Genomic DNA, 23,683 nt, shown 5'->3' with positions numbered 1-23,683 from the left:
ATCGCCTATCCAACGATTCCCGCAGCGACCTGGCCGCGCAGGCGCTCCAGACCAAGCAACGTCTCCGCACAGGCTGCCGCGACCTCCACGCCCTTGATGGCGAAATGCTTGCGGAAGAAGTCGTAGTGGACCTCGGTCTCATGGAATTGCTGCGGCGTCAGCACGGCCGAGAACACCGGCACCTCGGTGCGCAGCTGCACGTCCATCAGCGCCTTGATCACGGTGTCAGCGACGAACTCGTGGCGGTAGATGCCGCCGTCGACGACGAGGCCGGCCGCGACGATCGCGGTGTAGCGCCGCGTCTTGGCGAGGACCTGCGCGTGCAGCGGGATCTCGAACGAGCCCGGCACCTCGAACACGTCGACGTGGGTGAGATGGCGCGCTTCCGCCTCCTTCAGGAAGGCGATGCGGGCTTCCTCGACCACGTCGCGGTGCCAGCAGGCCTGCACGAAGGCCACCCGCTGCGGCTTGGCGAAACGCGGATGGTCGGGCGCCGGCGGCAGGTCTGCGGGAACCTGCGTGGGCTCTGTTTGGGAGGTTTCGGCTTGGGGATCTTGCAACATCTGATTCATGGCTTTCCTCGGTTTAAGGACCAGAATCAGGGCACACGGAACGACAAACAGCCGCACCTTGCGATGCGTCTGCCACCGACCGTTCTCTTTCATCCGGACTTTAACCGTCGGCTTCGGAATTGCACCGAATCTGCTGACCCTTCCCTGCGGGATACCCCTCACGGAAAGCGCTCGCGGGCTTAGGCCTTTTCGGCCCTTACCGCCGGTGGGGACTTTCACCCCGCCCTGAGAACATCGGCCGCCCGGAATGAACGGCCTATCGGGAAATATGCAGCCGGCGAGCCGGCGCGGCAAGCATGTTCCGCATGGGCCAAGCGCATGGTCCCATGCCGTCACGGCGACTCGGCTCGCCTGGCGGAACTGCGCTCGGCGTCTTTTGCCGAATCCGATTCCGATTTGTTCTCATCCGTTAAGGATTGTGGCGGAGATGAGCTGTGGACGAACGAGTCCTGGCTTGTGGACGGACTCGCGACCCCGTTGCGCAGATTCCGCAAATCACATCACTTGATCCGCGACAGGCCCGCGCTGATCCGAGGGGATCGCGAGAGCGACTCCGGAGATCGCGGTTAGCGTCTAGGTAGCGCGCGCCGGGCCCAACCGCGTGCGTATCAAGGACAACAAGAAGGCAAGAGGTCGAGACGGCATGTCCCTGCTCGAAGGCGCTATCGATTCCAGAAGCCATCCGCTTGCGGTGGTCGAGGACATCGCTGCCAGCAACAACTGGCCGTTCGAACGCTCCGGCGAAGACGAACTCACGATTGTCTCGAAGGGACAATGGACCGACTATCAGCTCTCCTTCACCTGGATGGGCGAGATCGAGGCGCTGCATCTGGCCTGCGCCTTCGACATGAAGATCCCGCCCGCCCGGCGCGGCGAGGTGCAGCGGCTCGTCGCCGCCGTGAACGAGCAGCTGTGGGTCGGCCATTTCGACTTGTGGACCAACACCGGCATGGTCATGCATCGCCAGGCCCTTGTGCTGCCGGGCGGCCTCACCGCCTCGACGGCGCAGTGCGAAGCCATGCTGGCCGGCGCCATCCACGCCTGCGAGCGCTACTTCCCCGCGTTCCAGTTCGTGGTCTGGGCCGGCAAGACCACCACACAGGCCATGGACGCCGCGATGTTCGACACGGTCGGAGAGGCGTAGGGCTCTCGGATGTCGTGAGAGAGGCGCGACAGCTCCCTGGTCGTCGTCGTCCCGGACGAGCGGCGCGATGATCCGGAACCCACACCGCCCGATGCCTCGTGGCACGACGCTTGTTGCCCTGCGCTCCATCCCCTAGAACCAGTCGTGGTTATGGGTTCCTGCGTTCGCAGGGACGGCACCGTTTGCTAAGGTGATCGCAGTGGCAGATAGCAGCACCCTCCAAAACATCACCGGTACCATCCTCCTCGCCGGCGCCGGCAAGATGGGCGGCGCGATGCTGACGGGATGGCTGGCAGGCGGACTCGATCCACGGCGGGTCGCGGTGGTCGATCCGCACATCGCGCCCGAGATCGCCGCACTGGCCGCCAAGGGCGTCGTGCTCAATCCCGATGTGAAGACCGCCGGCCCGGTCGAGACGCTGGTCGTCGCGGTGAAGCCGCAGATGTTCCGCGAGGCCCGCGCCAAGCTGAAACCGTTCATCTCGGACAAGACCTCGGTGGTCTCGATCATGGCGGGCACCACGATCGCCTCGCTCGATGAGGTCTGCGGCGGCGCCGTGGTCCGCGCGATGCCGAACACGCCGGCCGCGATCGGCCGCGGCATCACCGTCGCGGTTGCGGCGAAGAACGTCAATGCCGGGCAGCGCGCGGTGGCCGACGCGCTGCTGCGCGCCACCGGCTCGGTCGAATGGGTCGAAGACGAAGCCCTGATGGACGCGGTCACCGCCGTCTCCGGCTCGGGCCCCGCCTATGTGTTCCTGCTTGCCGAGGAGCTCGCCCGCGCCGGGGTCGAGGCGGGCCTGCCCGAAGCGCTGGCGACGAAGCTCGCGCGCGAGACGGTCGCGGGCTCCGGCGAGCTGCTGCACCGATCGGAGCTTGCTGCGAGCACACTGCGCCAGAATGTCACCTCGCCCGGCGGCACCACCGCGGCGGCGCTCAGCGTGCTCATGGGCGAGCCCGGCCTGCGCGAGCTGATGATCCGCGCGATCGCCGCGGCGACAAAGCGGTCGAAGGAACTGGCGAAGTAGACGGATCAGGGCACCTCGGCGGCCGAATGCGCGGCGATCCCGGCTGTCGCCGATAGGGAGAGCGATCGTGAACCTCTACGCAAAACTTCTGGAACGACAGGCCGAGCGGCGCCCCATCAAGATCGGACTGATCGGGGCGGGCAAATTCGGCGCAATGTATCTTCATCAGGTCCTGCGTACGCCGGGCGTCCATCTCGTCGGAATTGCCGACCTGTCTCCATCGCGTGCCCGCGAAAACCTGAACCGGGTGGGCTGGCGCACGGAGCAATTCGCCGCGGCCTCGCTCGGCGATGCTCTCAAGAACGGCACGACCTTCCTGACCGACGACTGGGAAGCGCTTGTGAAGTGCGAAGGCATCGAGGTGATTGCCGAGTGCACCGGCAATCCTGTCGCGGCGGTCGAGCACTGCCTCGGCGCCTTCTCTGCAGGCAAGGCCGTCATCAACGTGACCGTCGAGGCCGACGCCTTCTGCGGACCGATCCTCGCGCAGAGAGCCAGGCAGGCCGGCGTGATCTACAGCCTCGCCTATGGCGATCAGCCGGCCCTCGCTTGCGACCTCGTAGATTGGGCGAGGGCCTGCGGATTTCCCGTCGTGGCAGCGGGCCGCGGCCACAAATGGCTGCCGCATTACCGGGAATCGACGCCCGAAACGGTCTGGGATCACTGGGGATTGTCTGCCGAGCAAGCTGCGCGCGGCGGCATGAATCCAAAGATGTTCAACGCGTTCCTCGACGGCTCCAAGCCTGCGATCGAATCCGCCGCAATCGCGAACGCAACAGGCCTGAAGGCGCCCTCGCATGGCCTCGCATTCCCACCGGGATCGGTCGACGACATCCCGACGCTGATGCGCCCCCGTTCGGAGGGCGGCATCCTGGAATCCAAGGGCCAAGTCGAGGTCGTGTCCTGCCTGACGGCCGAAGGCAGACCCATCCCCAACGACATCCGCAAGGGCGTGTGGGTCTGTTTCGAAGGCGACAGCGATTACATCCGCAACTGTTTCCAGGAATACAGCGTCGTCACCGATCCAAGCGGTCGTTACATGAGCTCCTACAAGAAGTGGCATCTCATAGGGCTGGAGCTTGGAATTTCAGTTGCCTCGATCGCTCTGCGCAACGAGGCGACAGGCGTTGCCACGACGTTCAACGCCGATGTTGCCGCCACAGCCAAGAAGGACTTGCGCGAGGGAGACACGCTCGACGGAGAAGGCGGCTACACCGTCTTCGGCAAGCTGACGCCCGCCAGCACCTCGCTTGAAAAGGGCTATCTGCCGCTCGGGCTTGCGCACAATGTGCGATTGACCAAGGCGGTCGCCAAAGACGCCTGTATCACCTGGGCGGATGTGACGATTGACGAGAGGCTGCCTGCCGTGCGTCTCCGCAAGGAGCAGGAAACGTCGTATTCGTCTCCACAAGCCCGAAAGGTGGGTTAGGCGAAGTCCACGGCCGCGCTAGGCTCCGAGCCGTTTGTTGAACATCTCGACATTGACCAGTCCGCGCGCATGGTGGCCTTCACCGAGCTTGCGCGTGCCTTCGAACGCCTCGACCTCGAAGCGGATGACGCGGCGCTCGACCGCGACCACCTTCGCGGTGGTCCGCACGGTTGCGCCGACGAGGGCGGCAGCGAGATGGCGGATGTCGACCTCGGTGCCCACGGTCACCCAGCCTGGCTGGAGCGCGGCGCGGATCGCATCGCCCGAGGTCATTTCCATCTCCAGGATCATCATCGGTGTCGCGTAAACCATGGGCATGCCGGGCACGAAGTGCCCGACGGTGCGCTCGGTCGGCACCACCAGCGTGCGCTCGGCGCTCATGCCGGGCTTGATGAAGTCGCGTGCGTCCATGGGTACCGCTCGTCGTTCCGGCACGCGCGAAGCGCAAACCCGGAATCCAGGGATTGTCGATCGAGATTCCGGGTTCAGCCCTGGCGGGTGCCCGGAATGACGCTAACGCGTCACTTCTTCGCCGCCGCCGCGCGCTCCACGAAAGTCTTGCCGCCCTTCATCTTGTGGCGGAGCGGGGCCTCGTTGATCTGGATGACGACGGCTTCGGCATCGACGCCGAGATTCTTCACCAGTGCCTGGGTGATGTCGCGCATCATGCCGGCCTTCTGCTCGTCGGTGCGGCCTTCGGCCATGCTGATGGTGATCTCAGGCATCGTTGTCTCCCTGCTGCTTCGGTATTGCCTGCTTCGTCATTGCCCGGCGTAGTCGTCTGCTCTTGCAGACTACGTACACTCGTCTGCATCCGGCAGTCCATCATTTTGAAGATGGATGCGCGGGTCAAGCCCGCGCATGACGATCGCGGCGAATGGCTAGCCCCAACTCACGTCATGGCGCGCCAGCACCTCGCGCACCTTGGCGACGAGGTCGGCCTCGCTGCACGAGAATTGCGCCGGGCGAGTCTCACGCCATTCCTGGTTGGAGGCGATCGCTGCCGCCGCCTTGGCGCCTTCGATCAAGTCCTTGATCTGCACCTCGCCACGCGCCTTTTCATCCGAGCCCTGGATGATCACGCATGGCGAGTTACGGCGGTCGGCGTATTTGAGCTGATTGCCCATGTTCTTGGGATTGCCGAGATAGAGTTCGGCGCGGATACCGGCTGCGCGCAAGGATGCGACCATCTTCTGATAGTCGGCGACGCGGTCGCGGTCGAACACGGTGACGACGACGGGCCCGAATTCCGGCCGCGTGTCGAGCTTGCCGAGCAGCGTCAATGCGGCCTGCAGCCGCGACACCCCGATCGAGAAACCGGTCGCCGGCACCGGCTCGCCCCGGAAGCGCGAGACGAGGCCGTCGTAGCGGCCACCACCACCGACCGAGCCGAACCGTACGGGGCGGCCCTTCTCGTCCTTGGTGTCGAGCAGGAGTTCGACCTCGTAGACGGGGCCGGTGTAATATTCGAGGCCGCGCACGACGGAGGGATCGATCTTGATGCGATCCGCGTCATAACCGGACGCCGTGACCAGCCGGGCGATCTCTTCCAGCTCGTTCACGCCGGCCTGACCGACTTCGCTCTTGGCGAGGTAGGTTTCCGCCGCCGCAATGGCCTCTTTCCAATCGTCGCGCGGCTTGGTGATGGCGAGAACAACGTCAGCTTCCGCCGCACTCAGATTGGCGCCTTTCGTGAAGTCGCCCTTGCCTTCCTCGCCGCCGTCCCATCGTCCGGGACCGAGCAGCTTGCGCACTTCGTCGGCAGAAAACTTGTCGAGCTTGTCGATCGCGCGCAGGACGGTCAGTCTGCGGCCTGCGTTTTCGTCACCCGCGAGCCCGATGGCTTCCAGAACGCCATCCAGCACCTTGCGATTGTTGACCTTCACGACATACTGGCCGCGTGCAATGCCGAGCGCTTCCATCGTGTCCGCCGCCATCATGCAAATCTCGGCGTCCGCCGCCGGCGTGGCCGAGCCGACGGTGTCGGCATCGAACTGCATGAACTGGCGGAAACGGCCCGGGCCGGGCTTTTCGTTGCGGAACACGTAGCCGGCGCGATAGCTGCGGTAGGGCTTTGGCAGCGTGTCGAAGTTTTCTGCGACGTAGCGGGCGAGCGGCGCGGTGAGATCGTAGCGCAGGCTGATCCACTGCTCGTCGTCGTCCTGGAACGAGAACACGCCCTCGTTCGGGCGGTCCTGGTCGGGCAGGAATTTGCCGAGCGCGTCGGTGTATTCCATCGCCGGCGTCTCCACGGGCTCGAAGCCGTAGAGCTCGTAGACGGCGCGGATCCTCTCGACCATCTCGCGCGTCGCCCGGATCGCTGAGGGATCGCGATCCTCCAGCCCGCGCGGCAGGCGCGCCTTCAATTTCTGCGGTTTCTTGGGTTTCTCGGCCATGCGCGGCGTTTACCAGCCGGGACGCAGGGCGGCAACGGGGGGCTTGGGGAACGCCGTCATTCCCGGGCGATGCGCAAGCACCGAACCCGGAAATCTCGCAATCCTCAGGTGCGCAATTGCGCACCAGGGTTCGCGCTTCCGGCGCCCCGGAATGACGCTCCGTCCTACGGCGTCTCCAGCCGGGCCCTCAGGGCATCGGCATCGGCCTTCGGCAGGAATTTCAGCGTCGGCTTGATGGTTTCGCCGCCGACGATCTTGCCGTTTCGCATGAACATCCAGTCCGAGATGTCAGCTTCCCCGAACGCGACTTTATCGCCGGCCCGCTTGCCCGGCATGTCGCGCGGCTCGTTGGCGAAGAGGCCGGTCAAGGTCCCGTCGGGCTGCTTCTTCACCTCACCGATCCAGATGTGCTCCCCGCCCTTCCGGGTCGAGAAGCGGACCTTGAGGGAATGCCCGGCCTCGGACGGCTTGGGCGACTCATAGGAGGCCCAGAAGGTCGGGAGCGTGGCACGGGCGCGTACGATCGCGGCGTTCATCTCGGGATCGGAGGTGCGCACGTCGACGATCGGCGAGCGGTCTTGCGCGACGACCTCGTGCGTGGGGCCGACGGTCAGGATGCCGAAGACGGAGACGCCGGTGATTGCGGCGAGAACGACCCACTTGATGGGCTGCGAGAGCTTGGTTGCCATGATCGCGATATCCAGGATGCCTTGATGTATCCTGGCTTTGTCGCCGAGTTATGGCGGTGCGTTCAGTGCATGATAAGCCACAAGCATTGCACGTTTCCCCTCTCCTGATCAGAAAGGGGAAACGTTTCGACGTCCCTCAGAACACCTTGCGGATCCAGTTGTGCGGATCGTTGGTGCGGCCGTACTGGATGTCGACCAGCTGCTTGCGCAGGCCCATGGCCACGGGGCCGGCGGCGCCGCCGCCGATCTCGAAATCGCCGCTCACCGAACGAACCTTGCCGATCGGCGAGATCACGGCTGCCGTGCCGCAGGCAAAGGCTTCCTTGAGCCTGCCGCTCGCCGCATCCTTGCGCCACTGCTCGAGCGAATACGGCTCCTCCCGCACGGTCTTGCCGGCGTCGCGCGCCAGCGTGATGATGGAGTCGCGGGTGATGCCGGGCAGAATGGTGCCGAGGGGCGGCGTCGACAGCGAGCCGTCGTCGAACACGAAGAACACGTTCATGCCCCCGAGCTCTTCGACGTATCGGCGCTCGATCGCATCGAGGAAGACGACCTGATCGCAGCCGTGCTGCATGGCCTCGGCCTGGGCGCGCAGGCTGGCGGCATAGTTGCCGCCGCACTTGACGGCGCCGGTGCCGCCGACCGCAGCGCGCGTGTAGTTCTCCGACACCCAGATCGAGACCGGCGCAGGGCCGCCCTTGAAGTAGGAGCCGACCGGCGAAGCGATGACCGCAAAGATGTATTCGGACGACGGCTTGACGCCGAGAAAGGTCTCGCTCGCGATCATGAAAGGACGCAAGTAAAGGCTGCCCTCGCCGCCCGGCATCCAGGCGCGATCGATGCGCACGACCTGCTCGACGGCCTCGATGAAGACGTCTTCCGGAAGCTGGGCCATTGCCATGCGGTCGGCCGAGTCCCTGAACCGTCGCGCATTGGCGTCCGGCCGGAACAGGTTCACCCCGCCGTCGTCGCGCTTGTAGGCTTTCAGGCCTTCGAAGATTTCCTGGGCGTAGTGCAGGACGGCACCGGCCGGATCGAGCTGGAAGTTGGCGCGCGCCTCGATCTTGGCTTCATACCAGCCGCCCTTGGCCTGATTGTAGCGGACAATCGCCATGTGATCGGTGAAGACCCGTCCGAAGCCGGGGTCCACCAGCTTGGCGACGCGGTCCTTTTCAGGGGTTGGATTGGATGCGGGCTGGATATCGAATTTCATGGTCATGTCCTTGCCTCCCGCTGCCGGTGGCGGCGCTGTTCTGGCGCCCGCCCTGCCCGCTCCGGGCCCGGCTGGCTTTGATTGGTTTCTGCCGGATCGCCGCCAGCCTTGTTACGGCCGGTTTCCGTGGCCAGCATGCCGCCGAGGACATGCTTTTGCGGAAGGCGGAAGTCCAGTATGTTTTGCCGAAATGCCGCTCGACAATCGCACGGTAGATCTGTTTCGGCCGTCGTCGCCTGTCCGGCACTCTCAGGCCGCGTGGCTCCGATGCCACCCGACGCGAAACGATCTAAAATTTCGTGCGGGCTTATGGTTTTGTAACATTGAACCCAAGATACGTCAATATGCCTGACATAAATTTCGCCACTTCGTCTCCCGACGCTGCCGTGCCCCGGCCGGCGGCCGATGACGGAGGCAATTTGCGCTGGGATATCATCGAGCTGCTCTTCTTCGCCTATCGCGATTTCGTCGGCGACCCCGACCAGGAGCTCGAGGCTTTCGGCTTCGGCCGCGCCCATCACCGGGTGATGCACTTCGTCTATCGCTATCCCGGGCTCAAGGTTGCCGATCTCCTCGACGTTCTGCGCATCACGAAACAGTCGCTCGGCCGCGTGCTCAAGCAGCTCCTGGATGAAGGCTATATCGTGCAGAAGACCGGCGACAATGATCGCCGCCAGCGTCTGCTCTATGCGACGCCGAAGGGCGAGGCGCTGGTGCAGAAGCTCGCCGGACTTCAGACCACGCGCATCACCAGGGCGCTTGCCGAGATGACGCCGCAGGACGCCGAGACCGTGAAGCGCTTCCTTCGCGCGATGATCGACCGCGACGATCCGGACAAGGTGCTCGAGACGATCTTCGCTTCCGTCAACCACGACGCCAAGGAGTGACCGTGCCGCTCGCTGCCACGCTCGCCCGCCCGCCGGTGCAACCCGCCGACGACGCCCCACATTTGCTTCTGGTCGATGACGACCGCCGCATCCGCGATCTGCTCTCGCGCTTTCTTGCCAGCGAAGGATACCGGGTCACCACCGCGGCGAGCGCTGGCGATGCGCGCTCGAAACTGCTGGGCCTGCATTTCGACCTCCTGATCCTCGACGTGATGATGCCGGGCGAGACCGGCTTCGACCTCGCCCGCTTCATCCGCACCTCCTCCTCGGTTCCGATCGTGATGCTGACGGCGCGGCACGAGGCGGAAGCCCGTATCGAAGGCCTGCAGATCGGCGCCGATGATTACGTGGCAAAGCCGTTCGAGCCGCGCGAGCTTGCGCTGCGCATCAACAACATCCTCAAGCGCGCCGCCCCGCCGCCGCAGGCCGCGACCGTGGAGAAGATCGCCTTCGGTCCCTACGTCTACCATCTGGAGCGCGGCGAACTGCGCCAGGGCGAGGAGGTCATCCACCTCACCGACCGCGAGCGCGAGATGCTGCGCATTCTCTCGGAGACACCGGGCGAGACCGTGCCACGTAGCGCACTGACCGGGAACGGCAGCGTCAACGAGCGCGCCGTCGACGTGCAGATCAACCGCCTCAGGCGCAAGATCGAGACCGATCCCGCCAATCCGCTATTCCTCCAGGCGGTGCGCGGCATCGGCTACCGGCTGGTGGCCTCGCCCTAACGCAGTGAAGCGCGCCAGATGAGCACGATCGATACCGGCCTGACGCTGCTCAAGAGCGCTGCCGGCCGCGTCTCCGCCGCCAATGGCTGGATGGGCAACGCGTTCAAGGGCTGGATGCCGACCGGCCTCTACGCTCGCGCGCTCCTGATCATGATCGTGCCTATGGTGATCCTGCAATCGGTCGTCGCGTTCGTGTTCATGGAGCGGCACTGGAACACGGTGACGCGCCGCCTGTCGGCCGCTGTGGTGCAGGACATCGCCGCACTCATCGACGTCTACAAGGGCTATCCGCAGGACCGGGATCGCGACCAGATCCGCCGCATCGCCCAGCAGCGGCTCGGCCTCGTCGTCGACTTCCTGCCTGCCGGCGATATGCCGCCGCCAGGGCCGAAGCCGTTCTTCTCGCTGCTCGACCAGACGCTGTCGGTGCAGCTCGGCCGCCAGATCGGCCGCTCGTTCTGGATCGACACGGTCGGCCGCTCCAATCTGGTCGAGATCCGCATCCAGCTGGACGATGCCGTGATGCGCGTGTTCGCGCAGCGCAGCGCCGCCTACGCTTCCAACTCGGAGATCTTCCTGTTCTGGATGGTCGGCACGTCGTCGATCCTGTTGATCGTCGCGGTGCTGTTCCTGCGCAACCAGATCAAGCCGATCCTGCGCCTCGCCGATGCCGCCGAAAGCTTCGGCAAGGGCCGCGAGGCGCCAAATTTCCGTCCGAGGGGCGCACGCGAGGTGCGGCGCGCCGCAGTCGCCTTCCTCGAAATGAAATCGCGCATCGAGCGCACGATGGAGCAGCGCACCGCGATGCTCGCCGGCGTCAGCCACGACCTGCGCACCATCCTGACCCGCTTCAAGCTCGAGCTCGCGCTGATCGGCGACAGCCCCGAGCTCGAGGGCATGCGCAAGGACGTCGACGAGATGTCCATGATGCTGGAGGACTATCTCGCCTTCGCCCGCGGCGATACCGGCGAGCAGTCGCAGCCGACCGACATGGCGCAGGCGCTCGAGGAGCTGCGCAGCGATGCCGAACGCCACGGCCACAGCGCAACCGTCGCCTTCCACGGCCTGCCTGTGGTGACGGTGAAGCCGGCCTCGTTCAAGCGCTGCCTCGCCAACCTCGTCACCAATGCGGCACGCTACGGCAAGAACATCGCCATCACCGGCCAGCGCGATCACCGCTATTTGACCGTCACCGTCGACGACGACGGCCCGGGCATTCCCGCTCACTTGCGCGAAGAGGTGTTCAAGCCGTTCCTGCGGCTGGACAACGCCCGCAACCAGGACGAAGGCGGCACCGGCCTTGGTCTCGCGATCGCCCGCGACATCGCCCGCACCCACGGCGGCGATATCACGCTCGGCGACAGCCCGATGGGTGGATTGAGGGCGAGCGTCCGGATTCCGGTGTAGCCGCCATGGCCCTACTTCGGAAGCAGCGCCTTCAGCTTGTCCATGTCGCGCACGTTCATCTTGAAGCCGCCGGGCATCACGATGTCGCCCGGCTTCTGGTCGGGCTTGCAAGCTCCTAACCATTTGGCTTGCAGCGTCATGGTGGTATCGCGCCCCGCCGCGCCGGCGACGCCGCCTTGCGCATGGGAGGTGGTCTTCATTGTATAGGCCGAATTGAAGTCGCCAGTGATCTCGGCATGCGACGTCGTGCTGACGCCCGCGACGCTGCACTCGGAATCGCTGACATAGCCGGTCGCGGTCTTCTTGATCTCCTGCTTGGCGCAAATCTGCTTGGCCATCGGGGAGACGTTGTTGCTCATCTCCTTGTCGACGGTCTCGTCGGTACAGTGCTGCATGGTCATCTCAGGCACGGGCGAGCCTGATGTGACCAGTTTCATTTCCCAAAGACCGGCCTTGCGCACCGGCAGGTCGTCGGTGCTGGCTCTGCCTGCGGAGAACACGAGGCAAAGCAGCGAGCCGAGCAAAGCGAGTTTGCGCGTCATGTGGAGGCTCCCGGCCGAGAATTGCGGCGTGACGACAGCGTCTCAGTAGAGCGTGCGGATCGGCTGCTCGGCGGCGCCATAGGGCACCCAGCGGCAGGAGAACGAGATGTAGCCGCCCTCATAGGGCTGCACGGCCAGGAATTTCACCACCTTGCCGTAGCGCGCGCAGTGATCGACCGCGACCTGACGCGCATCGACCTGGGTCGCCATCGAGTAAGCGATGATGCCGCCGGTGTCGTTGCCCTTGAACGGCGGCACGTAGTCGGCACGCGCCGACTGGCTCGCCATCATGCCCGGGACAACCAGGCTGGCAAGAAGGCCCGCGGCCGCAATGATTCGCATTCCCGTCACTCCAATTGGCTGGAGGGCAGTCTACGGTGCCGTGATCGCCATGAAAAGAACTGAAGCCCTGTGGGCGGCAGCGTTGCAGTCAACTCCTGGCCAAGTGTTGCCGCGCTGCACTTGACCTGCCCCGGCCTTCGCGTCACCGTCCGACCTTCGCAAGACTTGAGCTGTCTGGATTGACCATGCGCGCCCCCTCCCTGAAATCGCTTCGCTTCGCCGCCGTGCTCGGCCTCATGTTCGGAGCGCTGACGCTCGGCGAGGCCAAGGCTGCCAATCCGCTCGAGATGAATTTCTGGCTGAGCGGGCCGCGCTATGACGGCACTGTTGCCGATTGCGACAGGGCGCTGCCGACGATCGCCACCCAGTTCTGGGAGAAAGAAAGCTCGTTCTGGAATTCCCCTTTGAAGATCACCGGCTTCTCCGCCGTTCGCGAAGTCGCATTCCGCCCCTGGCAGTCCGACAACATTCCGCGCCGGTATTGCGCCGCCGACGCTATCCTCAATGACGGCAAGGTGCGCAAGGTGCATTTCTCGCTCATCGAAGACGGTGGCTTTGCCGGTTACGGCAATGGCGTCGAATGGTGCGTGGTTGGGCTCGACCGCAACTGGGCCTACAATCCGGCATGCCGCGCCGCCAAGCCCTGATTCGGACTGCGCTGGCTGCTCGACCGTGGCCGCATCAATTTTGTTCTTGAAATGTTCTCATCGCCTGCTAGGCTTGCTTGCACAGTCTAGTTGAGGGGCGTCGCCATGTTTCATTCCAGATTGCATTCATTCTCCCGCCTCGTGATCTCGCTGACCCTTTCCATGATGCTTGCTGCAGGCCTGGCCTCATTCGCAAGCGACGCAAGGGCTCAGGACAAGCGGCAGAACGCGCCCGGTGAATTCGATTTCTATGTGCTGGCGCTGTCATGGTCGCCCTCCTTCTGCGAGGAAGCCGCCGAGCGCGGCGGCCGTTCGCAGATGCAATGCGGCGGACGGCCCTATGCCTTTGTCGTGCATGGGCTATGGCCGCAATACGAGAGCGGTTTTCCGGAATATTGCAAGCGGCCGGCCCCGCGGCTGAATCGCAACATCGTCTCCTCCATGCTCGACTTGATGCCGGCGCCGGGCTTGATCTTCAACGAATGGGACAAGCACGGCACCTGCTCCGGGCTCGAGGGCCGCAGCTATTTCGAGACGATCCGGAAGGCACGGGCCGCGATCAAGATCCCGGCCGATTATCTCGATCTGTCGCAAGCCAAGACCGTCTCGCCGGCGGAGGTCGAGGAGGCCTTCGTCCAGGCCAATCCGGGTCTCAGCAATGCCGCCATCTCGGTCACCTGCAACCGGACACGGCTCTCCGAGGTCCGCATCTGCCTCAGCAAGGATCTGCAATTCCGCGCGTGCGACGAGATCGAACGCCGCGCCTGTCGCCGCGACCAGGTGACGATGCCACCGATCAGAGGTGGGTGAAGGCCGCCGTGGCGAGTTAGTACCGGACGGGAATCTCGTAGATTTCGGGTTCACACTTCGCGTGCCCCGGATTGACGGCAGTTACTTTCATCGCGCGATGTCGTAACTCTCCGCCATGAACTACCGACACGCCTTTCACGCCGGCAACTTCGCAGATGTCATCAAGCACATCGTGCTGGCGCGCATCCTCACTTATCTGCAGGACAAGCCGGCCGCATTCCGCGTCATCGATACCCACGCCGGCGCCGGCCTCTACGACCTCGATAGCGACGAGGCGCGCCGGAGCGGCGAGTGGCTGACCGGCATTGCGCGGCTGATGCAGGCGCGCCTGTCGAACGAGACCGCAGCGCTGACCAAGCCCTATCTCGACATCGTCCGTGCCTTCAATCCGAAGGGCGAGCTCAGGGCTTATCCGGGCTCGCCCCTGATTGCCCGGGGCCTACTCAGGCCGCAGGACCGGCTCGTCGCCTGCGAGCTCGAGCCGAAGGCACGCAAGGCTCTGATCGACGCGCTGCGCCGCGACGAGCAGGCCCGCGTGGTCGATCTCGACGGCTGGGTGGCACTGCCTGCCTTCGTGCCGCCGAAGGAGCGGCGCGGCCTCGTGCTGATCGATCCGCCCTTCGAGGCCAAGGACGAGTTCGAACGGCTTGGCGAAACCTTCTCGGTCGCCTTCGCGAAATGGCCGACCGGTATCTATGTAATTTGGTACCCCGCCAAGAGCCGGCGCGCCACCGACACGCTGGCCCAGACGGTGGCGCGGCTCGCAGCTGCAGCAAAACCGCCGGGAAAATGCCTGCGCCTCGAATTCAGTGTCGCGCCGCAGGCCGATAGCAAGGCTCTCACCTCCGCCGGGCTTCTGATCGTCAATCCGCCCTACACGCTACAGGGCGAACTCAAGACCATCCTGCCCGAGCTGGAAATGCCGCTGGGCCAGGGCGGAGCTGCCAGATTCCGACTTGAGGTGCCGAGGCCGTAACGCTTCGGCGTTCTTGGGAAAAATATGCAGGACCGGTAGTCAATCTGCAACGAACCGTATTATGCTGTTTCCGTGACTGGCTTTACGTTCCGCTTCCGCGAATGGTTGCGGCGGAGTGAAGGCCCTAAGAAAGATCCCGTCGGACCGATGAGGTCCGTCCAAGGATGGCCAGCTCCCGGGCTCCGTAACGCCCGGTCATGTCGCGACGTGAGTCTGCGTCGCGGCGGAGGAGCAATGAGGGGGAGTTTCCCGATGGCCATGACGGGAACGGTCAAGTTCTTCAACGGCGAGCGCGGCTACGGCTTCATCAAGCCTGACGACGGCGGTCGCGATGTCTTCGTTCACATCACCGCCGTCGAGCGGGCGGGACTGAAGGATCTTGCCGAAGGACAGCGTATTACTTTCGAAGTCGAACCGGACAAGAAGGGGAAGGGACCGAAGGCGGTCAATCTGGTGATCCTCTCCTAGCGGGTCCTGAGCAAAAAAATCCCGGCCGCAAGCGGCCGGGAGGCTGGTCCGGTATTTTCTTCTTCACTATCAGAAGTGATAGTTCACGCCTGCGCGCACAACGCTGGCGCTATAGCCGTTTGACACCCCCGTAATTGCGAACTGGCTCGTCGACAGATCGATGTAGAGATATTCGAGCTTGACGCTCCAGTTCGACGCAAGGCCCACTTCCGCGCCGGCACCGATGGTCCAACCCGCAGTCGTATGCGACTCCGCCCAGCCGAAGGTCTGGCCGCGCAACTCGCCGAAGGCGAGACCGGCGGTGCCATAGAAGAGAACGTTGCTGAAGGCATAGCCGGCGCGGCCGCGCAGGGTGCCGAACCACGGGTTGGAGAACTTCCACGGCGCAAAGGTGTCGTCGGCACCGGCCGCCTGGATGTCGCCCTCGACGCCGAACACCCACGGACCGTTCTGGAAATTGTAACCGGCCTGCACACCGCCCACGAAGCCCGACGGCTTCGTGGGGTTGTTGTCGACCGAGCCCCATTCATAGCCGATGTTGCCGCCGAGATAGGGACCTGCCCAGCTATAGGCATTGAGCGGCTGATTGACGGTGTAGGGCGCACGCTGCCCGTAATTGAGATCGGCGGCCGGTGCCGAAGCCGTCCAGCCGGCGGCGACCAATGCGGCTGCGCCCACAACGAGCCTCTTCATCACTCACTCCAACGCAACTGTCGCAACCCCTGGCGATGCCCGCGCCGCCGCGCCGGCCCGTCGCGTGGTTACGGAACCAAAAACTTTTCGCGTAGGATTTATCGAGAGTTTTAAGTTAAAGGGCTGTTAAGTCGGGTTACCGCCCGCTTAACAGAATTAAGGAAGCGTTACCGGGAACTGGCCGCCCTCCTCTGTGCGCGCCGCAGGGCCGGAACTTCAAATCGGCACCCCCAGCGCCTAAATTCGCACCATGGTTCACAATTCCTCCGACAACCGGGACGACCGCGCGCGCAAGTCGCCGCAGGCTGCCGCGAACGACGCGCCGCCCGAAGGGCTGGCAGCGCCGGACCTCGATCCCGCGACGGCAGGCGACGACGAGGACGATTCGCTGCTGCCGGATATCCTGGAAGAGAGCGGTACGGTCGGCGAAGGCCCACTGGCGAGCGGTCACGAGGCGATCGAACGCGCGGTTCGACTCGCCCCCACCTCGCCCGGCGTCTACCGCATGCTCAATGCCAACGCCGACGTGCTCTATGTCGGCAAGGCCAAGAACGTCAAAAAGCGCCTGTCCAGCTATGCGCGCCAGAGTGCGCCCCTTCCGGCCCGCATCCTGCGCATGATCGCGGCGACTGTGAGCGTTGAGATCGTCTCGACCACGACGGAGACCGAAGCGCTGCTGCTCGAGGCCAATCTCATCAAGCAGCTGCGGCCGCGCTTCAACGTCCAGCTGCGTGACGACAAGTCGTTTCCCTACATCCTGATCACCGGCGATCATTGGGCACCGCAGATTCTCAAGCATCGCGGCGCCCAGACCCGGCCCGGCCGCTATTTTGGCCCGTTCGCCTCCGCCGGCGCGGTCAACCGCACCATCACTGCGCTGCAGCGCGCGTTCCTGATCCGCTCCTGCACCGATTCCTTCTTCGAGAGCCGCACTCGGCCCTGCCTGCTCCACCAGATCCGCCGCTGCGCCGGTCCCTGTACCCGGGAGATCGACTTCGGCGGCTATTCAACTCTGGTGCGCGAGGCGAGCGACTTCCTGTCGGGAAAGAGCCATGCCGTAAAGCAGGAGCTCGCCGGCGAGATGGAGAAGGCGGCCGGCGAACTCGAATTCGAGCGCGCCGCGCTCTACCGCGACCGCCTCGCCGCGCTTTCGGCGATACAGTCCCAGCAGGGCATCAATCCGCGCACGGTGGAGGAAGCCGACGTATTTGCCATCCACCAGGAGGGCGGCTTCTCCTGTGTCGAAGTGTTCTTCTTCCGCACCGGCCAGAACTGGGGGAACCGGGCCTATTTCCCGCGCGCGGAGAAGACCTTTACGCCGGAAGAAGTGCTCGGCTCCTTTCTCGCCCAGTTCTACGACGACAAGCCGCCGCCGAGGAACATCCTGCTCTCGCACAAGATCGAGGAGAGCGAGCTGCTCGCCAATGCCCTCTCGATCAAGGCCGGTCACAAGGTCGAGGTCACCGCGCCCAAGCGCGGCGAGAAGAAGGAACTGGTCATCCACGCGCTGACCAATGCGCGCGAGGCGCTCGGCCGCAAGCTCGCGGACACCGCGACGCAAAGCCGTTTGCTCGAGGCCATGGCCGCGACGCTGAGCCTGCCGCACCCGCCCAAGCGCATCGAAGTCTACGACAACAGCCACATCCAGGGCACCAATGCAGTCGGCGCCATGGTCGTCGCGGGTCCTGATGGTTTCGTGAAAAATCAGTACCGCAAGTTCAACATCAAGTCGGAAGGACTGACGCCGGGCGACGATTACGCCATGATGCGCGAGGTGCTGGAGCGCCGTTTCAAGCGCCTGATCAATCCGCCCGAAGAGGGTGTAGCCAAGGGAAAGGACGACGACTTCCCGCAATGGCCCGACCTCGTGATCATCGACGGCGGCCGCGGCCAGCTCAACGCCGTCCGTGAGATCTTTGCAAATCTCGGCCTGACTCAGGTGTCGCTGATGTCGGTCGCCAAGGGGCCTGACCGGGATGCCGGCCGCGAGACCCTTTTCATGCCTGAACGCGAGGCCATCAAGCTCGAGCCGCGCGATCCCGTGCTCTATTTCATCCAGCGCCTGCGCGACGAGGCCCATCGCTTCGTCATCGGCTCGCACCGCAAGCTGCGCAAGAAGGACATCCGCGAGGCCGGTTTGCAGGAAATTCCGGGCATCGGCCCGTCACGCAAACGTGCCTTGCTGCACCATTTCGGGACCCTGAAGGAGATCGAACGGGCGTCGATCGCCGATCTCGGCAAGGTTCCGGGGGTGAGCGCCGAGAGCGCGCGCAGGATTTTCGAGTATTTCCATCCCCAGCCGGGGTGAACTAAAGGGGGACCGCGGTCATATGGTCGTCGTATCCCGCCCCCATCTGGGAAGCGGAACGGTTGACCTTCAGCCTTGAGCGGTATTGGTAGGACGGATGAACATCGCCACGACACGAGGGACGACCAGCCGCGCGATGTCCCTCCCCAACATCCTGACCTATGGCCGGATCGCCGCGATCCCGGTCGTGGTCGGATGCATCTATGCGCAGTCGATCCTGGATCAGCCGCTCTGGCTGCGCTGGCTCGCGGTCGCCCTTTTCATCGCGGCCGGGGTGACGGATTACCTCGACGGCTATTATGCGCGGATCTGGAATCAGCAATCGGCTTTCGGCCGCATGCTCGATCCGATCGCCGACAAACTGCTGGTCGCCTCCTGCCTGTTGATGCTCGCCGCCGACGGCATCATCCATGGCTGGTCGCTTTGGGCCGCCATCGTGATCCTGTGCCGCGAGATCCTGGTCTCCGGCCTGCGCGAATATCTGGCTGCGCTCCGCGTCAGCGTGCCCGTGACCAAGCTCGCGAAGTGGAAGACCACGGTCCAGCTGGTTGCGATCGGCTTCCTGATCGCCGGCCCGGCCGGCGATCAGGTGGTGCCGGTGGTCTCGATGATCGGACTGGCGCTGCTGTGGGCTTCGGCGATCCTGACCATGTACACCGGCTACGACTATTTCCGTGCCGGCATCCATCACCTCATCGAGGAGGACGAGGGATGAAGGTGAAATATTTCGCCTGGGTGCGCGAGCGCGTCGGCAAGGCGGAGGAGATCATCGAGCCGCCCGCCAGCGTGCGCACGGTGGAGGAACTGATCGCCTGGCTCTCCGGTCAGAGCGAGGCCTATGCGTATGCCTTCGAGAAGCCGAAGGTGATCCGCGCCGCGATCGACCACGCCCATGTCAAGCCGGACGCCGCCATCGCGGGCGCCCGCGAGATCGCGTTCTTCCCGCCCATGACGGGCGGCTAGGCTCATGACCTGCCCAGTCACCATCCGCATCCAGGAAGACGATTTCGACATCGCGCGCGAGATCGCGCTCCTGACCAGGAGCCGGACCGACATCGGCGCGGTCGTGAGCTTCTCCGGCATCTGCCGCTCCGACGAGGACGGCGCGAAGGTCGCCGCGCTGACGCTCGAACATTATCCCGGCATGGCGGAAGAAGAGATCGCGCGCCATGTCGGCGAGGCCACATCGCGCTGGCCGCTGAACGGCGTTACCGTCATCCACCGCGTCGGCCGCTTCATGCCGGGCCAGAACATCGTTCTGGTGCTGACCGCCTCACAGCATCGACAGGCGGCATTCCAGGCGGCCGAGTTCCTGATGGACTATCTCAAGACCAATGCGCCTTTCTGGAAGAAGGAAGAGAGCGCCACCGGCACGGGTTGGGTCGAGGCCCACATCCGCGACGACGAAGCCGCCGCACGGTGGACCCGATCCTGATGGCAAAGGTCGCGAAAAAGACCGTGCGCGGCCGCGCCGCGCCAAAGCTCGCGAAAGTCGGGCCAGGCGAGCTTCTGACGCTGCTCGATTTCGTCCGTTATGCGGTGAGCCGCTTTGTCGAGGCGAAGCTCGCCTTTGCCCACGGCACCACCGACCCTGTGGCGGAAGCCGCCTTCCTGGTCTGCGAGGCGCTGCATCTCACTCCCGACCAGTTCGAGGGCTTCGCTCATGCGCGCGTCACCGCGGCAGAAGGCAAGACCATCCTCGACCTCATCCATCGGCGCGTCACCACACGCAAACCTGCTGCGTACCTCGTCAACAAGATCTATATGCGCGGCCTGCCCTTCTATGTCGACGAGCGCGTCATCGTTCCGCGCTCCTTCATCGGCGAGCTCCTGGATTCGCATTTCGGCGGCGAGGACAATGCGGGCTCGCTGATCGACGATCCAACGGCAGTCGGGCGCGTGCTCGATCTCTGCACGGGATCTGGATGCCTCGCCATTCTCGCCGCGCATCATTTCCCGAACGCCGCCGTCGACGCTGTCGACATCTCCAAGGGTGCACTTGAAGTCGCGGCGCGCAATGTCCGCGAATACGGGCTTCAGCATCGGATCAGCCTCTACCGCGGCGACCTGTTCGCCCCCCTCGGCGATAACAGATACGACCTGATCATCACCAACCCGCCTTACGTCGACGCCGAAGGCATGGCGGCGCTGCCGCCTGAGTGCAGGGCGGAGCCGAAGATCGCCTTCGACGGCGGCGCCGACGGTCTCGACGTGGTGCGCCGCATCCTGCGCGAAGCACCCGATCACCTCACGCCGGACGGCGGGCTGATCTGCGAGATCGGCCGCGGCCGGGAATTGGTCGACGAGGCGTTTCCGGAGCTGCCGCTGCTCTGGCTGGACACCGAAGACTCCGAGGGCGAGGTGTTCTGGATTGCCGCCGCCGATCTCGGTTGAATCCTCACGACCGATCAAGCTCCGTCGGAACAAGTCAAATACCGTAACGTTCATCCCTCGACGAACTGTCTGTCTCTCGGAGGATGTCCGCATGCTCGCGCCATCGGGCGAATTGCTGCGCGCCGGCATGGCGCTCAAGCTCAACCATCTCAAGCGCGCCGCGCAATCTTATATGCGTGACCGCACCAGCCAGGCCACGGGGCGCGCAACGTCCTATGCGATCGCGGCCGGCCTGTTTGCAGCCGCCGGATTGTTCGCGATCGCGACTTTCTTCGTCGGCTTGATCGCCCTTTATCGCTGGGTCGCCATCACCTACGGGCAATTCTGGGGATTCGCGGTCGTCGGCGCGGTGCTGCTGGTGCTGGCGGCGGTCTGTGGCGGCGTCGCCATGGCGATGATGAAGCGGCCGACCAAGCCGATCGTGCCACTTGCCAGCCGGATGCGCGTAGCGATCGCCAGCCCGCGGATTCCCCGCGGAACGGTCAAGCAGGCCGTCAAGGAGGTCGCGACGACCATTCCCCTGGCGCCGTTCGCGCCCGGCGAGCGCGGCCATGGCAGAACTGCCTGGCCCGTTCGCGCCAACCGGCCCGTGCAGCTCGGGCTCATGCTTGCGGCGGTTGGGCTGGCAGGGTTCACAGCGGCGCGGCGAAGGCGTCGCAGTCAGAGACTGGACGCCTAAATGCCGCTGCGGCGCTCCGATCAGGTGGACTCGTGGGTGCTTGTGGCCGCAACGGCGCTGTTCGTGCTGACCGCGGAGCGCTACTTCAAGGATTTCGGCCTGATCAGATCGGGGCCTCCACAAGAGCACCGGAGAGGGGAAGCGAATTCCCCCGAAACGCAGCCGGCCGGGGCGGCGATGCAGCCCGGCCGCGGTCGCAAGGCGAAAAGTCCCTTCGAGATCCCCTGGGCCGGCTGGAAGGATATCTTTTGGCGGACCTATCAGCGCATTGACGAGGATCGACTGCTCGCGACGGCAGGCGGCGTCGTCTTCTTCGGCCTGCTCGCGATCTTTCCGGCCGTGACCGCACTCGTCTCATCCTACGGCTTGTTTGCCGATCCCGCGACGATCAGCGCCAATCTTCACACGCTCGCGACCATGCTGCCCGAGGGTTCCTTCCAGATTGTCGAGGAGCAGGTCGCCCGCGTGGTGTCGAACGGCAATGCGACACTCGGTGTCACGTTCCTGTTCGGCCTGCTGCTCGCGATCTGGAGCGCCAATGCCGGCGTCAAGGCGATCCTTGACGCCCTCAACGTCGCCTATGAGGAACGCGAGAAGCGCAGCTTCGTTCGGCTCAACATGGTTTCGCTGGCCTTCACCGTCGGCGGCATCGTGGCGCTGCTGTTGATGGTTGGGGCCGTCGTCGCCTTCCCCCTTGCGCTCAATCATCTCGGCCTGGCGCCCGAAAACAAGCTGATCGTTGCGCTGGCGCGATGGCCGCTGCTGTTCCTGATCCTGCTTGTCGCACTCGCCGTCCTCTATCGCTTCGCGCCAAGCCGTGACGCGCCGCGCTGGCAATGGCTGAGCCTCGGCGCGGTCACCGCCGCGATTCTCTGGATCGCAGGTTCGGCCCTGCTGTCCTGGTACCTCTCGGAATTCGCCAATTACAACGCGACCTACGGCTCGCTGGGCGCTGCGATCGGCCTGATGATGTGGATGTGGATGTCGGTGATCGTCATCATGTTCGGCGCCGAGCTGAATTCGGAAATCGAGCGGCAGACCCTGCGCGACACGACCACGGGGCGGCCGAAGCCGCTGGGTACCCGCCAAGCCGTTTCCGCCGACACCGTGGGCGCGAACGCGCCATTTTGACCCGGTGACGGTCAGGCCGGGGGCCGGCCTGACCGCATCGCAGGCGTCGTCAGCGCTTGGTGATCACGGCTTCCAGATATTCGCTGTGCACCACGATCGTGCCGTCGTCGGCGTGGTTGAACTCCTCTAGCAGCGCCAGGAGATCGCGATTCAGTGCGGCCTGGCCGTTCGCGTCGAGCGCAGCGAACGCCTTCAGCGTGGGTCCGTAGAAGGTCTTGAAGATTTCGAGCCAATGGTCCGGCGAGCGATAGCGGAACACGAACATGCGCGGCTCGGCCGCGATCTCGGAAGCCTGGCTTGCGAACATCTCTTCGAGCCGCGCCGCCGTGCCCCACAGCGCCGGCGACTTCACCCCGGCCGGCGGCGGTAAATGCTGGCCGATGGTCCTGAACAGCTGGCCGATGAAGCCTTGCGGCGTCCAGCTGGCGAGGCCGATTTTGCCGCCGGACCTGCAGACCCGTGCGAGCTCGGAAGCCGCCTTGTCCTGATCCGGCGTGAACATCACGCCGAAGGTCGAGAGCACCACGTCATAGCTGGCGTTGGCGAACGGCAACGCTTCGGCATCAGCCTCGCGGAACTCGACCGTGAGATGTTCGGCCACGGCGCGCTCGCGCCCGCGCTTGAGCAGCGCCGGCACGTAGTCGGTGGACGTGACGTCACACCAGCGCCGCGCCGCAGCCAGAGTCGCATTGCCGTTGCCGGCGGCGACGTCGAGCACCTTGCTGCCGGCACGCAAGTCGATTGCCTCACAGAGCTGTTCGCCGACGATCTGCAAGGTCGTGCCGACCACGGCATAGTCGCCCGACGACCAGGCGCCGTGCTGGCGCTGCTTGAGGGCGGCAAGGTCGGGTTGGGTTGGAGCTGGCTTGAGCGCGGCGGATGTCGACATGGGCAATCTCCTGCGGTTGAGAACGCCGGAACGACTAGGGCACGTGCGGCTCGCTGGCCTTGAGAGGGGCGTTATTTTACGCTGAGAGCGCCTTGATTTCCCGACCGGAGCCGGGGAGGACGCGTGACGTTTCGGTGGAGCGCCGCGAACTGCGTGCGATCAAGCTCGCCCGCGACCGCATCGCGCGCTGCAAAGCTTTCGCCGGGCCGACCTGAGGTGGGCTGCGAGACAGTCTCTATCCCCTCGAATCAACAATGATGTTAGGGTGTTGCAATGCTTGGGGGAGCATGAGGCGCGACGGTTCGGACGCGA

26 protein-coding genes, 1 pseudogene and 1 riboswitch are annotated in these 23,683 nt (G+C 64.7%); of the genes and pseudogenes, 17 read left to right on the top strand and 10 right to left on the bottom strand.

The window, feature by feature from the left end:
• Positions 1 to 5: 5 nt before the first annotated feature.
• Positions 6 to 572 carry a 6,7-dimethyl-8-ribityllumazine synthase gene (locus ASG57_RS11005; protein WP_024340447.1) on the bottom strand — a complete coding sequence of 189 codons (567 nt, stop codon included), beginning with the start codon at positions 570 to 572 and terminating at the stop codon, positions 6 to 8.
• 77 nt (positions 573 to 649) lie between these two features.
• Positions 650 to 809, bottom strand: a riboswitch (FMN riboswitch).
• Positions 810 to 1,215: 406 nt separating this feature from the next.
• On the opposite strand from ASG57_RS11005, the gene ASG57_RS11000 reads away from it, so the two are divergent.
• The 3 genes from ASG57_RS11000 to ASG57_RS10990 all read left to right on the top strand — a co-directional run bounded on the left by ASG57_RS11000 (position 1,216) and on the right by ASG57_RS10990 (position 4,172).
• Positions 1,216 to 1,716: a type III secretion system chaperone family protein gene (locus ASG57_RS11000; protein ID WP_024340448.1), complete on the top strand. Its 501-nt coding sequence runs from the start codon at positions 1,216 to 1,218 to the stop codon at positions 1,714 to 1,716.
• Between the two features lie 190 nt (positions 1,717 to 1,906).
• Positions 1,907 to 2,743 carry a pyrroline-5-carboxylate reductase gene (proC, locus tag ASG57_RS10995; RefSeq protein WP_028145953.1) on the top strand — a complete coding sequence of 279 codons (837 nt, stop codon included), beginning with the start codon at positions 1,907 to 1,909 and terminating at the stop codon, positions 2,741 to 2,743.
• Between the two features lie 67 nt (positions 2,744 to 2,810).
• On the top strand, positions 2,811 to 4,172 hold the full coding sequence (locus tag ASG57_RS10990; protein WP_024340450.1) for an NAD(P)H-dependent oxidoreductase: 1,362 nt from the start codon (positions 2,811 to 2,813) through the stop codon (positions 4,170 to 4,172).
• 18 nt (positions 4,173 to 4,190) lie between these two features.
• Here the strand turns inward: ASG57_RS10990 and ASG57_RS10985 are convergent, their stop codons facing one another.
• The 5 genes and pseudogenes from ASG57_RS10985 to ASG57_RS10965 all read right to left on the bottom strand — a co-directional run bounded on the left by ASG57_RS10985 (position 4,191) and on the right by ASG57_RS10965 (position 8,476).
• Positions 4,191 to 4,583 carry a thioesterase family protein gene (locus ASG57_RS10985; RefSeq protein WP_024340451.1) on the bottom strand — a complete coding sequence of 131 codons (393 nt, stop codon included), beginning with the start codon at positions 4,581 to 4,583 and terminating at the stop codon, positions 4,191 to 4,193.
• Between the two features lie 110 nt (positions 4,584 to 4,693).
• Positions 4,694 to 4,900: pseudogene (locus ASG57_RS10980) on the bottom strand (tautomerase family protein); the annotation flags it as partial.
• A gap of 153 nt (positions 4,901 to 5,053) precedes the next feature.
• Complete coding sequence (gene hisS / locus ASG57_RS10975) at positions 5,054 to 6,568, bottom strand: histidine--tRNA ligase (protein WP_024340453.1); 1,515 nt, start codon at positions 6,566 to 6,568, stop codon at positions 5,054 to 5,056.
• Between the two features lie 164 nt (positions 6,569 to 6,732).
• Complete coding sequence (locus tag ASG57_RS10970) at positions 6,733 to 7,257, bottom strand: YegJ family protein (protein WP_024340454.1); 525 nt, start codon at positions 7,255 to 7,257, stop codon at positions 6,733 to 6,735.
• A 136-nt stretch (positions 7,258 to 7,393) separates the two neighbouring features.
• On the bottom strand, positions 7,394 to 8,476 hold the full coding sequence (locus tag ASG57_RS10965; protein WP_024340455.1) for a branched-chain amino acid aminotransferase: 1,083 nt from the start codon (positions 8,474 to 8,476) through the stop codon (positions 7,394 to 7,396).
• Positions 8,477 to 8,814: 338 nt separating this feature from the next.
• Here ASG57_RS10965 and ASG57_RS10960 point away from each other — a divergent pair, with 338 nt between their 5' ends.
• Genes ASG57_RS10960 through ASG57_RS10950 form a run of 3 tightly spaced genes read left to right on the top strand, consistent with a single transcriptional unit; the run spans position 8,815 to position 11,492 of the window.
• Positions 8,815 to 9,357, top strand: a complete 543-nt coding sequence (locus ASG57_RS10960; RefSeq protein ID WP_024340456.1) for a MarR family winged helix-turn-helix transcriptional regulator — start codon at positions 8,815 to 8,817, stop codon at positions 9,355 to 9,357.
• Positions 9,354 to 10,085, top strand: a complete 732-nt coding sequence (locus ASG57_RS10955; RefSeq protein ID WP_024340457.1) for a response regulator — start codon at positions 9,354 to 9,356, stop codon at positions 10,083 to 10,085. The genes ASG57_RS10960 and ASG57_RS10955 overlap by 4 nt, the downstream gene beginning before the upstream one ends.
• Before the next feature lie 18 nt (positions 10,086 to 10,103).
• Positions 10,104 to 11,492: an ATP-binding protein gene (locus ASG57_RS10950; RefSeq protein ID WP_024340458.1), complete on the top strand. Its 1,389-nt coding sequence runs from the start codon at positions 10,104 to 10,106 to the stop codon at positions 11,490 to 11,492.
• 11 nt (positions 11,493 to 11,503) lie between these two features.
• Here ASG57_RS10950 and ASG57_RS10945 read toward each other — a convergent pair whose 3' ends face one another.
• Both ASG57_RS10945 and ASG57_RS10940 read right to left on the bottom strand, forming a co-directional pair.
• On the bottom strand, positions 11,504 to 12,034 hold the full coding sequence (locus ASG57_RS10945) for a DUF3617 domain-containing protein (RefSeq protein ID WP_024340459.1): 531 nt from the start codon (positions 12,032 to 12,034) through the stop codon (positions 11,504 to 11,506).
• A gap of 42 nt (positions 12,035 to 12,076) precedes the next feature.
• Positions 12,077 to 12,376, bottom strand: coding sequence for a hypothetical protein (locus tag ASG57_RS10940; RefSeq protein WP_024340460.1), 300 nt, complete (start codon positions 12,374 to 12,376; stop codon positions 12,077 to 12,079).
• 185 nt (positions 12,377 to 12,561) lie between these two features.
• Here ASG57_RS10940 and ASG57_RS10935 point away from each other — a divergent pair, with 185 nt between their 5' ends.
• The 4 genes from ASG57_RS10935 (at position 12,562) to ASG57_RS10920 (ending at position 15,277) form a co-directional block, all read left to right on the top strand.
• Positions 12,562 to 13,023, top strand: coding sequence for a hypothetical protein (locus ASG57_RS10935; protein ID WP_024340461.1), 462 nt, complete (start codon positions 12,562 to 12,564; stop codon positions 13,021 to 13,023).
• Between the two features lie 105 nt (positions 13,024 to 13,128).
• A complete protein-coding gene (locus ASG57_RS10930) occupies positions 13,129 to 13,833 on the top strand; it encodes a ribonuclease T2 family protein (protein ID WP_024340462.1) in 705 nt (234 codons plus the stop codon).
• A gap of 115 nt (positions 13,834 to 13,948) precedes the next feature.
• Entirely contained in the window at positions 13,949 to 14,809 is an 861-nt protein-coding gene (locus ASG57_RS10925) for a 23S rRNA (adenine(2030)-N(6))-methyltransferase RlmJ (RefSeq protein WP_024340463.1), read from the top strand.
• Positions 14,810 to 15,061: 252 nt separating this feature from the next.
• A complete protein-coding gene (locus ASG57_RS10920) occupies positions 15,062 to 15,277 on the top strand; it encodes a cold-shock protein (protein ID WP_008544396.1) in 216 nt (71 codons plus the stop codon).
• Positions 15,278 to 15,346: 69 nt separating this feature from the next.
• On the opposite strand, the gene ASG57_RS10915 is transcribed toward ASG57_RS10920, so the two are convergent.
• Positions 15,347 to 15,970, bottom strand: coding sequence for an outer membrane protein (locus ASG57_RS10915; protein WP_024340464.1), 624 nt, complete (start codon positions 15,968 to 15,970; stop codon positions 15,347 to 15,349).
• A 250-nt stretch (positions 15,971 to 16,220) separates the two neighbouring features.
• Between ASG57_RS10915 and uvrC the strand changes: the two genes are divergently transcribed.
• The 7 genes from uvrC to ASG57_RS10880 all read left to right on the top strand — a co-directional run bounded on the left by uvrC (position 16,221) and on the right by ASG57_RS10880 (position 22,482).
• Positions 16,221 to 18,278 carry an excinuclease ABC subunit UvrC gene (gene uvrC / locus ASG57_RS10910; RefSeq protein WP_024340465.1) on the top strand — a complete coding sequence of 686 codons (2,058 nt, stop codon included), beginning with the start codon at positions 16,221 to 16,223 and terminating at the stop codon, positions 18,276 to 18,278.
• Between the two features lie 97 nt (positions 18,279 to 18,375).
• A complete protein-coding gene (gene pgsA, locus ASG57_RS10905; RefSeq protein ID WP_024340466.1) occupies positions 18,376 to 18,993 on the top strand; it encodes a CDP-diacylglycerol--glycerol-3-phosphate 3-phosphatidyltransferase in 618 nt (205 codons plus the stop codon).
• A complete protein-coding gene (gene moaD / locus ASG57_RS10900) occupies positions 18,990 to 19,241 on the top strand; it encodes a molybdopterin converting factor subunit 1 (RefSeq protein ID WP_024340467.1) in 252 nt (83 codons plus the stop codon). Before pgsA ends, moaD begins: the two co-directional genes overlap by 4 nt.
• 4 nt (positions 19,242 to 19,245) lie before the next feature.
• Entirely contained in the window at positions 19,246 to 19,713 is a 468-nt protein-coding gene (locus ASG57_RS10895) for a molybdenum cofactor biosynthesis protein MoaE (protein WP_024340468.1), read from the top strand.
• Entirely contained in the window at positions 19,713 to 20,672 is a 960-nt protein-coding gene (prmB, locus tag ASG57_RS10890; protein ID WP_024340469.1) for a 50S ribosomal protein L3 N(5)-glutamine methyltransferase, read from the top strand. Before ASG57_RS10895 ends, prmB begins: the two co-directional genes overlap by 1 nt.
• A gap of 91 nt (positions 20,673 to 20,763) precedes the next feature.
• Positions 20,764 to 21,351, top strand: coding sequence for a phage holin family protein (locus tag ASG57_RS10885; protein WP_057196233.1), 588 nt, complete (start codon positions 20,764 to 20,766; stop codon positions 21,349 to 21,351).
• Positions 21,352 to 22,482, top strand: coding sequence for a YihY/virulence factor BrkB family protein (locus ASG57_RS10880; protein ID WP_024340471.1), 1,131 nt, complete (start codon positions 21,352 to 21,354; stop codon positions 22,480 to 22,482).
• Positions 22,483 to 22,531: 49 nt separating this feature from the next.
• On the opposite strand, the gene ASG57_RS10875 is transcribed toward ASG57_RS10880, so the two are convergent.
• Entirely contained in the window at positions 22,532 to 23,371 is an 840-nt protein-coding gene (locus tag ASG57_RS10875; protein ID WP_024340472.1) for a class I SAM-dependent methyltransferase, read from the bottom strand.
• Positions 23,372 to 23,683 lie beyond the last annotated feature (312 nt).

The sequence above is a fragment of the Bradyrhizobium sp. Leaf396 genome (genome assembly GCF_001424605.1).
Lineage (GTDB): Bacteria > Pseudomonadota > Alphaproteobacteria > Rhizobiales > Xanthobacteraceae > Bradyrhizobium > Bradyrhizobium japonicum_C.
Note: the sequence above shows the minus strand (reverse complement) of the source record. Positions and strands in the feature narration are given on the sequence as shown.

Excerpts from the sequence above, each read along its gene's own strand:
- ASG57_RS11005 (WP_024340447.1), bottom strand. The coding sequence starts at position 572 with ATGAATCAGATGTTGCAAGATCCCCAAGCCGAAACCTCCCAAACAGAG.
- ASG57_RS11000 (WP_024340448.1), top strand. The coding sequence starts at position 1,216 with ATGTCCCTGCTCGAAGGCGCTATCGATTCCAGAAGCCATCCGCTTGCG.
- ASG57_RS10985 (WP_024340451.1), bottom strand. The coding sequence starts at position 4,583 with ATGGACGCACGCGACTTCATCAAGCCCGGCATGAGCGCCGAGCGCACG.
- hisS (WP_024340453.1), bottom strand. The coding sequence starts at position 6,568 with ATGGCCGAGAAACCCAAGAAACCGCAGAAATTGAAGGCGCGCCTGCCG.
- ASG57_RS10970 (WP_024340454.1), bottom strand. The coding sequence starts at position 7,257 with ATGGCAACCAAGCTCTCGCAGCCCATCAAGTGGGTCGTTCTCGCCGCA.
- ASG57_RS10965 (WP_024340455.1), bottom strand. The coding sequence starts at position 8,476 with ATGACCATGAAATTCGATATCCAGCCCGCATCCAATCCAACCCCTGAA.
- ASG57_RS10960 (WP_024340456.1), top strand. The coding sequence starts at position 8,815 with ATGCCTGACATAAATTTCGCCACTTCGTCTCCCGACGCTGCCGTGCCC.
- ASG57_RS10950 (WP_024340458.1), top strand. The coding sequence starts at position 10,104 with ATGAGCACGATCGATACCGGCCTGACGCTGCTCAAGAGCGCTGCCGGC.
- ASG57_RS10945 (WP_024340459.1), bottom strand. The coding sequence starts at position 12,034 with ATGACGCGCAAACTCGCTTTGCTCGGCTCGCTGCTTTGCCTCGTGTTC.
- ASG57_RS10940 (WP_024340460.1), bottom strand. The coding sequence starts at position 12,376 with ATGCGAATCATTGCGGCCGCGGGCCTTCTTGCCAGCCTGGTTGTCCCG.
- ASG57_RS10935 (WP_024340461.1), top strand. The coding sequence starts at position 12,562 with ATGCGCGCCCCCTCCCTGAAATCGCTTCGCTTCGCCGCCGTGCTCGGC.
- ASG57_RS10930 (WP_024340462.1), top strand. The coding sequence starts at position 13,129 with ATGTTTCATTCCAGATTGCATTCATTCTCCCGCCTCGTGATCTCGCTG.
- ASG57_RS10925 (WP_024340463.1), top strand. The coding sequence starts at position 13,949 with ATGAACTACCGACACGCCTTTCACGCCGGCAACTTCGCAGATGTCATC.
- ASG57_RS10920 (WP_008544396.1), top strand. The coding sequence starts at position 15,062 with ATGGCCATGACGGGAACGGTCAAGTTCTTCAACGGCGAGCGCGGCTAC.
- ASG57_RS10915 (WP_024340464.1), bottom strand. The coding sequence starts at position 15,970 with ATGAAGAGGCTCGTTGTGGGCGCAGCCGCATTGGTCGCCGCCGGCTGG.
- uvrC (WP_024340465.1), top strand. The coding sequence starts at position 16,221 with ATGGTTCACAATTCCTCCGACAACCGGGACGACCGCGCGCGCAAGTCG.
- pgsA (WP_024340466.1), top strand. The coding sequence starts at position 18,376 with ATGAACATCGCCACGACACGAGGGACGACCAGCCGCGCGATGTCCCTC.
- moaD (WP_024340467.1), top strand. The coding sequence starts at position 18,990 with ATGAAGGTGAAATATTTCGCCTGGGTGCGCGAGCGCGTCGGCAAGGCG.
- ASG57_RS10895 (WP_024340468.1), top strand. The coding sequence starts at position 19,246 with ATGACCTGCCCAGTCACCATCCGCATCCAGGAAGACGATTTCGACATC.
- prmB (WP_024340469.1), top strand. The coding sequence starts at position 19,713 with ATGGCAAAGGTCGCGAAAAAGACCGTGCGCGGCCGCGCCGCGCCAAAG.
- ASG57_RS10885 (WP_057196233.1), top strand. The coding sequence starts at position 20,764 with ATGCTCGCGCCATCGGGCGAATTGCTGCGCGCCGGCATGGCGCTCAAG.
- ASG57_RS10880 (WP_024340471.1), top strand. The coding sequence starts at position 21,352 with ATGCCGCTGCGGCGCTCCGATCAGGTGGACTCGTGGGTGCTTGTGGCC.
- ASG57_RS10875 (WP_024340472.1), bottom strand. The coding sequence starts at position 23,371 with ATGTCGACATCCGCCGCGCTCAAGCCAGCTCCAACCCAACCCGACCTT.